Source organism: Flavobacterium sp. 25HG05S-40 (assembly GCF_052654735.1).
Genome location: NZ_CP199750.1, coordinates 1,479,303 through 1,489,884, shown reverse-complemented (window position 1 = coordinate 1,489,884; position 10,582 = coordinate 1,479,303). Strand labels below are relative to the sequence as shown.

General features: G+C 34.9%; 13 protein-coding genes. 10 read left to right on the top strand and 3 right to left on the bottom strand.

What is annotated here, in order from left to right:
* Positions 1–55 precede the first annotated feature (55 nt).
* The 6 genes from tsaD to ACULEU_RS06365 are packed head-to-tail and all read left to right on the top strand — an operon-like array spanning position 56 to position 5,381.
* Entirely contained in the window at positions 56–1,078 is a 1,023-nt protein-coding gene (gene tsaD / locus ACULEU_RS06390) for a tRNA (adenosine(37)-N6)-threonylcarbamoyltransferase complex transferase subunit TsaD (protein ID WP_445454615.1), read from the top strand.
* 6 nt (positions 1,079–1,084) lie between these two features.
* A complete protein-coding gene (locus ACULEU_RS06385; RefSeq protein ID WP_445454614.1) occupies positions 1,085–1,792 on the top strand; it encodes a 16S rRNA (uracil(1498)-N(3))-methyltransferase in 708 nt (235 codons plus the stop codon).
* The gene (locus ACULEU_RS06380) at positions 1,789–2,982 is read left to right on the top strand and encodes a thioredoxin family protein (protein WP_445454613.1); all 1,194 of its coding nucleotides are present in this window, start codon (positions 1,789–1,791) and stop codon (positions 2,980–2,982) included. The genes ACULEU_RS06385 and ACULEU_RS06380 overlap by 4 nt, the downstream gene beginning before the upstream one ends.
* Positions 2,979–3,617, top strand: a complete 639-nt coding sequence (locus tag ACULEU_RS06375; protein ID WP_445454612.1) for a DUF4159 domain-containing protein — start codon at positions 2,979–2,981, stop codon at positions 3,615–3,617. Before ACULEU_RS06380 ends, ACULEU_RS06375 begins: the two co-directional genes overlap by 4 nt.
* 10 nt (positions 3,618–3,627) lie before the next feature.
* A complete protein-coding gene (locus ACULEU_RS06370; protein WP_445454611.1) occupies positions 3,628–4,806 on the top strand; it encodes a THUMP-like domain-containing protein in 1,179 nt (392 codons plus the stop codon).
* A gap of 2 nt (positions 4,807–4,808) precedes the next feature.
* Positions 4,809–5,381, top strand: a complete 573-nt coding sequence (locus ACULEU_RS06365; RefSeq protein WP_445454610.1) for a hypothetical protein — start codon at positions 4,809–4,811, stop codon at positions 5,379–5,381.
* Here the strand turns inward: ACULEU_RS06365 and ACULEU_RS06360 are convergent.
* Genes ACULEU_RS06360 through ACULEU_RS06350 form a run of 3 tightly spaced genes read right to left on the bottom strand, consistent with a single transcriptional unit; the run spans position 5,374 to position 7,672 of the window.
* Positions 5,374–6,033, bottom strand: a complete 660-nt coding sequence (locus tag ACULEU_RS06360; protein ID WP_445454609.1) for a M15 family metallopeptidase — start codon at positions 6,031–6,033, stop codon at positions 5,374–5,376. The genes ACULEU_RS06365 and ACULEU_RS06360 overlap by 8 nt on opposite strands.
* A gap of 3 nt (positions 6,034–6,036) precedes the next feature.
* Entirely contained in the window at positions 6,037–7,341 is a 1,305-nt protein-coding gene (locus tag ACULEU_RS06355; protein ID WP_445454608.1) for an NAD(P)/FAD-dependent oxidoreductase, read from the bottom strand.
* Between the two features lie 10 nt (positions 7,342–7,351).
* Positions 7,352–7,672 carry a rhodanese-like domain-containing protein gene (locus tag ACULEU_RS06350; RefSeq protein ID WP_445454607.1) on the bottom strand — a complete coding sequence of 107 codons (321 nt, stop codon included), beginning with the start codon at positions 7,670–7,672 and terminating at the stop codon, positions 7,352–7,354.
* A 167-nt stretch (positions 7,673–7,839) separates the two neighbouring features.
* Between ACULEU_RS06350 and ACULEU_RS06345 the strand changes: the two genes are divergently transcribed.
* The 4 genes from ACULEU_RS06345 to ACULEU_RS06330 all read left to right on the top strand — a co-directional run bounded on the left by ACULEU_RS06345 (position 7,840) and on the right by ACULEU_RS06330 (position 10,205).
* Positions 7,840–8,298: a MarR family winged helix-turn-helix transcriptional regulator gene (locus tag ACULEU_RS06345; protein ID WP_445454606.1), complete on the top strand. Its 459-nt coding sequence runs from the start codon at positions 7,840–7,842 to the stop codon at positions 8,296–8,298.
* An 8-nt stretch (positions 8,299–8,306) separates the two neighbouring features.
* Positions 8,307–8,939 carry an NAD(P)H-dependent oxidoreductase gene (locus ACULEU_RS06340; protein WP_445454605.1) on the top strand — a complete coding sequence of 211 codons (633 nt, stop codon included), beginning with the start codon at positions 8,307–8,309 and terminating at the stop codon, positions 8,937–8,939.
* 22 nt (positions 8,940–8,961) lie between these two features.
* Positions 8,962–9,528 (top strand): YceI family protein, encoded by a 567-nt coding sequence (locus ACULEU_RS06335; RefSeq protein ID WP_445454604.1) that lies wholly within the window; start codon positions 8,962–8,964, stop codon positions 9,526–9,528.
* A gap of 107 nt (positions 9,529–9,635) precedes the next feature.
* Positions 9,636–10,205, top strand: a complete 570-nt coding sequence (locus tag ACULEU_RS06330; RefSeq protein WP_445454603.1) for an anthranilate synthase component II — start codon at positions 9,636–9,638, stop codon at positions 10,203–10,205.
* The last annotated feature ends 377 nt before the right edge of the window (positions 10,206–10,582 follow it).

Sequence of the window (10,582 nt, the reverse complement as noted above, 5' to 3'; positions counted from 1 at the left end):
TACATTTGATTTTCTCAGATCGACTGTCAAATATAATTCAAAAATTGCGCCTTTTATGCATACAGAAGAAGTTTTTATATTGGCTATTGAAAGTTCATGTGATGATACTGCTGCTGCGGTTTTAAGAAATGACAAAGTACTTTCCAATGTTGTAGCCCGACAAAGTATTCACGAGGAATATGGCGGTGTTGTACCCGAATTGGCTTCAAGAGCACACCAGCAGAATATTGTTCCGGTAATTGATGTCGCTTTAAAAAAAGCAAATGTCACCAAAAACCAGCTCTCAGCCATTGCTTTTACTCAAGGTCCGGGATTAATGGGTTCTCTTTTAGTGGGAGCCTCTTTTGCCAAATCGTTAGCCATGGCGTTGCATATTCCGTTAGTAGCTGTAAACCACATGCACGCTCATATTTTGGCGCATTACATCGATGAAGAAGGCTTTGACAAACCTGAATTTCCTTTCTTGGCATTGACCATTTCTGGTGGACATACCCAAATTGTCAAAGTACATGACTTTTTCCACATGGAAATCATTGGTGAAACGACCGATGATGCCGTTGGTGAAGCGTTTGATAAAACGGCCAAAATATTAGGTTTCCCCTATCCTGGGGGTCCTTTGATAGACCAATTTGCAAAAGACGGTAATCCGAAAAGGTTTCCGTTTACCAAGCCTAAAGTTGATGGTTTGGACTTTAGTTTCTCCGGATTGAAAACCCAAATTCTGTATTTTATTCAGAAAAATGTTTTGGAGAATCCAAACTTTATAACCGAAAACAAAGAAGATATTTGTGCGTCAGTGCAAGATACCATTATTGAAATTTTAATGGATAAGTTGAAGCTGGCTGTAGCCCAAACAGGAATAACTCAAATTGCGATTGGTGGCGGAGTTTCGGCAAACTCCGGAATCAGGCAAACCCTAAAAGAAGCTGAAAGCAAGTACGGCTGGAAAACGTTTATTCCAAAATTTGAGTACACTACAGACAATGCTGCCATGATTGGAATTGTGGGTTATCAAAAGTATTTACACGATAAATTTTCGGACGCGAAAGTGGTTTCTAAAGCCCGAATAGAATTCTAAAAAACGATGCAACTATTTTATAATCCCACCCTAAATAAAGACCAAACTTCTTTTGCTTTTGACAAAGAAGAAAGCAAACACATTGTTAAAGTATTACGTAAAAAAGAAGGCGACATACTTCACGTTACAAATGGTTTAGGCTTTTTATTTGTAACCGAAATTACAATTGCTTCTGACAATAAATGCACGGTAAAAATTGTGTCTTATGAACAACAGGAGGTATCAAAATTTCATTTACATTTAGCGGTTGCGCCTACCAAAATGAATGAACGTTACGAATGGTTTTTAGAAAAAGCCACCGAAATTGGCATACAAGAAATCACGCCAATCATCTGCGAACATTCCGAAAGAAAAATAATCAAAACAGACCGTTTTCAAAAAATTTTGGAAAGTGCGATGAAGCAGTCATTGCATTATTATTTACCTAAATTAAACGAATCGATTGCCTTTAAAGATTTTATTAAAACACAAAAATCTGGACAACTATTTATCGCTCATTGTGAAGAAACGTCCAAAAAATCATTAAAAAACGAATTGAAAACTACGGAAGATGTCACCATTTTAATTGGTCCGGAAGGCGATTTTTCTGTTAAAGAAATCCAACTGGCTATCGACAATAACTTTATTCCTGTATCTTTGGGTTCTACACGTTTACGCACTGAAACCGCTGCGCTTGTAGCGTGTCACAGTGTGGTTTATAGTAATGAATTATGATTAAAAAAGTTATTGTAATTATAATAGTACTACTTAATGCTGCTTCCGTTTATAGTCAGCAACAAACACTTTTTGTAGACAGGAAGTATGACGATGCTTTGGCTATGTCCAGAACTTTAAATAAACCGTTGGTTATTATGTTTTATGCCTCTTGGTGTCCGCATTGCAATGTGATGAAAAAAGACATTTTTACAGATACCACTGTTGCCGAATTTTACAATAACAACTTTGTTTGTATGGCGGTAGATGCTGAATCGACTTATGGTAAAGAACTTAGAGCCAAATTTCAGCAAAAATTCAGAATCAACAGTTTTCCTACTTTTGCTTTTTTTGATGTCAATGAAAGTCTGTTATATTGTACAGCAGGCGAATTTAAAAAAGAGAAGTTTTTATCGGAAGGAAAAGATGTATTGCAGCCCGAAAATCAGTTGCCCAATATCAGAGCAGCTTTTTTAAGCGACGTATCGAATGCAGATAAATGTTTGAAATACATTGTAAATGTAAGAAAAGCGGGGTTTGATGCGACTGCGATTGCACAAAAGTTCTTGAGTACCGTAAAACCTGAAGATAAAATTACGGAAATCAATTGGAAGATTTTTTCTAACGGAATTAACAATTTTGATACCGACGAATTCCGATTCCTCGTTCAAAACAAAGACGCTTTTGCCAAAGTAGCTTCGCCATCAAGAGTAGACAAGAAAATTGTTTACACCATAACGGAAACTTTGAAACCATTACTAGATAAGGTCGATACTATCAATTATGCTAAAAAACGCCTTGTGGCTGAAACCTTCCGGATGAGAAAAGTAGATTCACTACTCTATCGTTTTGACCTTCAAATCATCCCTCAGACATCCAATTGGAAACAGTACCAAAAATCAACTTCTGAAAATGTAGAAAAGTTCTCTTGGAAAGACCCTGTGGTGCTCTATGATATCTGCAATACTTATTATGAAAGTGTGACCGATAAAAAAGGATTGCTGAAAGCCTTTGAATGGAGTACTCATTTACTTTCGTTAGGCGAATCAATAGATAGATATGTACTGACTTCTAAGTTATTGTTGAAATTGAAAGACTACAAACAAGCGCTAACCTTTGCGCAAAAGGGGAAAACTTTTGCTGATAATTTAGGTTTTAATCCCGCTGAATTGAATACCGTTTTGGTTGAAATTAAGAAATACAATCCATGAAAAAATATATTGTCCTGTTCCTGATACTTTCCTGCTATTCCTATTCCCAGGAAATTGCACTGTTAAAATACAATGGTGGCGGTGATTGGTATGCCAACCCAACGTCTTTGCCCAATTTGATTAAGTATTCCAACCAAACAATCAATACCAACATCAAAAGCAAACCTGCCACTGTAGAGCCGGGAAGTCCTGATATTTTCGCTTACCCTTTTGTGCACATGACCGGACATGGTAATGTGGTTTTTAGTGATGCTGATATTGTCAATTTGAGAAATTATTTACTGTCTGGTGGATTTTTGCATGCAGATGACAATTACGGAATGGATCAATACATTCGGCGAGAAATCAAACGTATTTTTCCAAATAATGATTTGATTGAAGTTCCGGCTAATCACCCAATTTTTCAAAAACCGAATGTATTTGCAAGTGGTTTGCCTAAGATTCATGAGCATGATAATAAACGTCCACAAGCTTTCGGAATTTTTATAGACAATCGATTGGTGTTGCTTTATACCTTTGAATGTGATTTAGGCGATGGCTGGGAAGATGCTGAAGTACACAACGATCCAAAGGAAGTACGTGAAAAAGCATTGAAAATGGGTGCCAATATCTTGAATTACATCTTCAATAATTAAAATTATTGATATGGATACCTCGCTGTTGTCTGCGGAAATTCAGGAATTTATAACTGCTAATATTACTACGGATATTACCCAATTGGCCTTACAGAAAAACAGGTTTCCCAATACGAATTGGCCTAGTATTCTCAATCAAATTGCCGCCAAACAAAAAGCGAAAACCAAACTCCCAACGTGGTTCACCACTGAAAACATTATTTATCCCAGTAAAGTTTCTGTAGAACAAACTTCCTCTGAAAAAACTGCGCAGTACAAATCCAATTTGATTTCAGGTGAAACCCTCATTGATGTAACGGGAGGATTTGGTGTAGACGATTATTATTTTGCCCAAAAAACAAACCAAGTTATTCATTGTGAAATCGATACCGACTTATCGAAAATTGTAGCGCATAATGTAGTACAATTACAAGTTAAAAACATAGAATGTATTGCTGGCGACAGCACGGAAATAGTGCAAAAAATCAATTCAAAACCCGATTGGATTTACATCGATCCTTCTCGGCGAAATGAAGCTAAAGGCAAAGTTTTTATGCTTAAGGATTGTTTGCCCAACGTACCGCATTTGCTCGATTTTTATTTTACTTTTTCTTCAAACATCCTACTAAAAACGGCGCCAATACTTGACATTACTGCTGGTTTATCAGAACTAAAAAATGTTAAAGCCATTCATATTGTAGCTTTAGAAAATGAAGTAAAGGAGTTACTTTGGATTATCGAAAAAGACTATTCGGAAAAAATTCAAATCGTTTGCGCGAATCTTATTAAAGAGACTACTGAAGTATTTACATTTGAACATGGTGCTGATTTGATGACTGATTATAGTTTACCTAAGAAGTATCTATACGAACCTAATGCAGCCATAATGAAATCGGGTGGTTTTGAAGCTATCCCAAAATCTTTCGCAGTAAAAAAGTTACACCAACATTCCCATCTGTATACTTCAGATGCTTTGATTGATTTTCCTGGACGCGTTTTTGAGATTGTGCATTGTTTAGAATACAACAAACCCAACATGAAATCTTATTTGGAAAAACAACAAGCAAATGTTACTACACGCAATTTCCCTGAAACTGTTGAGCATATTCGAAAAAAATGGAACATAAAAGATGGTGGAAATAGGTATAGTTTTTTCACAACTGATGCTAATAATCATAAAATAGTTTTACTTTGCGCCAAATTAAAATAAGCATGAAAAAGATTCTTTCTTTATTGATATTATGTACCTCGCTTAGCATTTTTGCTCAAAAACCCTGCGAAATTGATGCCGATGTTACTGATACTATTGGAACGTATAAGTCGACCAAACAGTACATGATTTTTGAAAGAAGTTTTGCTGATAACGCGACTCACGTCTTTTTTTCTCTTACAAACACTAATAATGTGGTAGGTTTAGAAGCTCAAATCCTTCAATCAAGTCCTGATTTTATAAAAGCCAATTGTTTTGACGCAAGCTCTAGAATTTATTTGCAATTGAATAACGGAAAAATAGTAACGTTACTTTATTTGGGCGGTGATACCTGTGGGAACCTGCTGCGCAATGAAAGAGACCAATACTCAAGGATTATTAGTGGTGGCTTTGTGTTTTCGAGAGAAAATTTTGAAGAACTCAAAAAGTCTCCAGTCACGTTTATGAGAATAAAATACAGCGGAGAAACTATTGACTATCCTTTTAAATCCGGGTTTGTATCTGAATTGGATAAAAAGATTTACGAACCTGAAAACTATTTTATGTATTACCTGAAGTGCGTAGATACTAATTAGGACAACGCCATTTTTGATCAGACACCGCGTCTTTATTGCTTCCGTTCAGATTGTAATGCCACCATTCGGAGTCGAATGATTTAAAATGATGCTGTAGCATGATTTCCTTTAAAAACTTACGATTCGCAATAATTTCTTCGGAAAGATTCGTGTAATTGTGACTCGCCTCTTTGCCAAAGAAATCAAATGCAGTGCCCATATCCAACTCTTTCCCATTGGCATCGACCAATGAAATATCAACGGCACCACCTCGATTGTGAATAGAGCCTTTTTTAGGATTAGCAACGTAATTGGCATCGGGAACAATTTTCCACATTTTTTTCTGAATGCTTCGTGGTCTGTAGCAATCGTATAATTTTATACGGAATCCTTTTTCTAGAAATGTTTTATTGGCTTCCAATAATGCTTTAACAGTCTTTACTCTTAGGAAACATTCATCACAAGGATATACTTTCTCTTTTAAGAAATTATCAGCCGTGGCATATTTCATATCAAACACAAAATCGTTGCTGTAGTTGCTGATATTGACAAAAGCATTGCTGTCAGCTTCCTTTGTAATGTCAAGTATCTCGATAGATTTCGCAGCACTTAGATAGTTTGATTTGCAAGAAATGAGCAAAAGAACACCGAATAGGAGAACTATTTTTTTCATAAATTAAATCTCATCACTGGTAAAAGTAGTGAAACTTTTCTTTTTGTAGGGACGAATGATTAAACGGCCTTCACGGTCAAACCAAATATAATTATACAGCCAGTTTAGGAAAACCACAGCTTTATTTTTGAAACCAATCAATGAAAACAAATGCACAAACATCCACACAAACCAAGCAAAAACGCCGTTAAAATGATAATGCGGTAAATCAACTACAGCAAGGTTTCTTCCTATGGTTGCCATAGAGCCTTTATCGTTGTATTCGAATGGTTTCATCTCTTTTTTATGGAGCAATCTGACGATATTTTCTCCTAAAAGTTCTCCTTGTTGCATGGCTGGTTGCGCCATCATGGGATGTCCTTGAGGATATTTTTCACTTTCCATGGAGGCAATGTCTCCGATAGCAAAAATAGTGTCATATCCTTTAACCAGATTGAATTCGTTTACCCGAATACGCTCTACTCTAGCGACTAAAGATTCTGCTTTCAATCCGGCTACTTTAGCGCCTTGAACTCCGGCTGTCCAAATTACGGTTGCCGATTCAAAAGTCACCTCCGTATTAGTGGTGATGGTTCTTCCGTCATAGTTGGTTACGCGCAAGTTTTTCCAAATTTTGACCCCTAATTTCAGTAAAAACTCTTCTGCAGCTTTAGAGGACTTTTCACTCATGGCACTCAAAACCCTGTCATCGCCTTGAATAAGATTGATTTGCATTTTATCGATATTCAAATCGGGATAATCTTTTTGCAAAATGGCTTTTTTCATTTCGGCTAATGCTCCTGCAAGCTCTACTCCTGTTGGTCCGGCACCGACTAAAACAAAATTCATCAAAGCATTTTTTTCAGCTTCATCTTTTAGGATTACGGCCTGTTCAAAGTTTTCTAAGATTAAACTTCTGATGTTTAGGGACTGTGGAATGGTTTTCATCGACATAGCATTGCGTTCGATTTCCTTGTTGCCAAAATAATTGGTTTTAGAACCTGTTGCAATCACCAAATAATCATAATGTAAATCGCCTATTTCCGATATGATCTTTTGGTTTTCAGTATCAATTTCTTTTACAGAAGTCAATCTGAAATAAAAATCTTTATAGTGCTGAATTACCTTTCGGATTGGGTATGCTATCGAACCAGCTTCCAAACCACCTGTTGCCACCTGATACAATAAAGGCTGAAACGTATGATAATTGTGCTTGTCTAATAAAACTACTTGTAATTTCTGATTTCTTAGTTTTTTAGCTAAGGCGATTCCCGCGAAACCGCCACCAATAATTACAATCCTCGGGTTAGTTGTAGCTGGAATATTCATTTGCCGTTATTTAATTTTCATCTCGAAAGGCCACATCGCCTTTCCAATTAGAAAAACCGCCTTCCAGATTATAGGTTGTTTCAAAGCCCATTTGATTCATAATAGCGCAGGCTTGAGCACTTCTACCACCAGCCTTGCAATACACATAATAGTTTTTAGTTTTGTCTAATTCTTCTAATCTGTAAATAAAACCCTGACCTTTATAAATGTCATTTAAAACAGCATTAGGTATTATACCATCATTCCACTCTTCTTCAGTTCGCACATCTAAGATTATGGCATTAGGGTCATTCTCTAATTTTGATTTCCAGTCGTTTTGTGATAAATCCATTTTGATAATTTTTGTGTAACAAAGATACTTTATTGGAAATGGAAATGTCGTTACCAAAAACCTAAACTTTCCTCTATTTAAAATTTTAACAAAAAAATAACAGACAGTTGTATATACAAATAAAAAATAGCAATACATTTGTATCTACAAATATTGTACTTGTAATTATGAAAATAGAAGAAATAATAAAATCAACCGTTGCATTAGATACCGCGAAGAGAGTTATTCTAAATTTCATGTATACACAAAATGTGATTGGGGATAAATTTCATGAGATTTTAAAACCCTATGATATCTCGAGAGAACAATATAATGTTTTAAGGATTCTACGAGGTCAAAAAGGCAATCCGGCTAACCTATGTGTGATTCAGGAAAGAATGCTTTCGAAAAACAGTAACACTACCCGACTCATTGATAAATTGTTGCTTAAGGAGTATGTAACTCGAGAAGTTTGTCCGGATAACCGTAGAAAAATAGAAGTCCTGATTACACAAAAAGGTTTGGATATTTTAACCGAATTAGATCCCATCATTACACAGCAAGAACACTTTTTTGCCAACAATTTGACTTCGGATGAATTAGAACAATTGAATACTTTACTAGAAAAATACAGAACAATCAATTAAAAAAAGCTATGAGTAATTTTATTAAAAATGCCAATTGGCGTTATGCCACAAAAAAGTTTGATACCAATAAGAAGGTATCTAACGAAGATTTAGAGACACTAAAAGAAGCTATCCAATTAAGTGTTTCATCCTATGGGTTACAGCCTTACAAAGTAATTTTTGTAGACAATCCCGAATTAAGAGCTAAAATTCAGCCTGCAGCTTGGGGACAATCTCAAATTGTTGATGCTTCACAACTTGTGGTTTTTGCCAATATTACCAATTTTGGCGAAGAACAGATTGACGCTTACATCAATAATGTAGTTACAACAAGAGGTTTGTCTGCTGAAGATTTAAAAGGCTATGCCGATTTTATGAAGTCTAAAATCACAACCTTATCTGAAGAAAACAGAAACACATGGACCTCAAAGCAAACGTATATTGCACTTACTAATTTGCTTAATGCCGCTGCCGAATTAAAGATTGACGTAACTCCGATGGAAGGTTTTGATCCCGCTTTAGTAAATGAAATTCTTGGGCTTGAAAAAATGGGACTTAATGCTTCTCTATTAGCAACAATAGGATATCGTCACGATGAAGATGCTACTCAAAACTATGCTAAAGTACGTAAATCAAAAGAAGAACTTTTTATAAATTTATAATCCATAACTAAAAATTAAAACAATGAAAAATTTAAAAACTATCGCCATTGCATTATTAGTAGCATTCGGAACAACAGTAGCTACTGCCCAAACTAAAAAAATTGATGCTAAAAAAAGCACTATTAATTGGGTTGGAAAAAAAGTGACAGGAGAACACAGCGGAACGGTTAATTTTAAAGAAGGCAACCTTATTTTTAAAGGTGACAAAGTTGCCGGTGGAAATTTCACAGTAGACATGACCTCATTAACAGCAACAGATATATCAGGTGATTGGAAAACGAAATTAGATGGTCACTTAAAATCTGAAGATTTTTTCGGAACTGAAAAAAACCCTACTGCAACTTTAGTATTCAAAAAAATCGCTACCAAACCAAACGGAGTATATACAGTTACTGCCGATTTGACTATCAAAGGAATCACTAATCCTGTTACTTTTGATTTAGCTGTAAAAGGAGATACGGCTTCAACTAAATTCAATATCGACAGAACTAAATACGGAATCAAATACAACTCGAAAAGTTTCTTTGACAGTATCGGAGACAAAGCTATTTACGACGATTTTGAATTATCAGTAAACTTGGTATTCTAATATAAGGGAATCATTGCTATAAAAAATAGAAGCCTCGGAAAGCAGTTTCCGAGGCTTTTTTGTGTCAAAAAATAAGCTCATCTTTGCTTTATACAAATCAACTTACCATGAAAAAAATAGTAGTCATTGATAACTACGACAGTTTTACATTCAATTTGGTGCATTATCTGGAAGCATTAGATTGCGATGTAACGGTGTATCGTAATGACGAATTTGAACTAGAGGATTTACAATCTTTTGACAAAATACTACTTTCTCCTGGTCCCGGAATTCCCGATGAAGCCGGACTATTAAAAAAAGTAATTTCTACGTATGCTTCCACAAAAAGCATTTTAGGAATCTGCTTAGGTCATCAAGCAATAGCAGAAGTATTCAGTTCTAATATCACTAATTTAAAATCACCACTACACGGAATATCATCTAAAGTTTATTTGACAAAAAATACCGATGCTTTATTCAAAGATATTCCCACTACTTTTGAAGTAGGTTTGTATCATTCTTGGATTATTGATCAAAAATCGCTTTCCGCAGAAGTACTAGTCACTTCTAAAAATGAAAACGGCTATATCATGTCCATTAAGCACCAAATTTACGATGTAAAAGGGATTCAGTTTCATCCAGAAAGCATTCTCACACCTCATGGAAAGATCATTCTAAAAAATTGGATTTATAACTAATTCTACTTTAAACTGATTAATTTAAATTATTGAAATAAAATACTTTAGACTTTAGTCATAGAATTTATCTATTACGTCTTTTTATAAAATTTTAATGATTATTTGCCAATTTTAGAACGTACTTAAACCATAAATTTTTATGTTACTCAACATAAAGAATAGTTCGAGTACATTTTAAATATCTTAAATTTTAATGAACTGTTTTTAAGGCTTGATCTTCCTAAAAATATGTAAATAGTTTCTTTTACTATTGAATACCCTATCCTGCCAATAACTTCTATTACTTTATCAAGAAAAATATAGTGACTTCAAAAATATTTAACGAACTAATTTACAAGTTATTAACAATTAGCTTTTTTAAAGAAACATTTTACTAA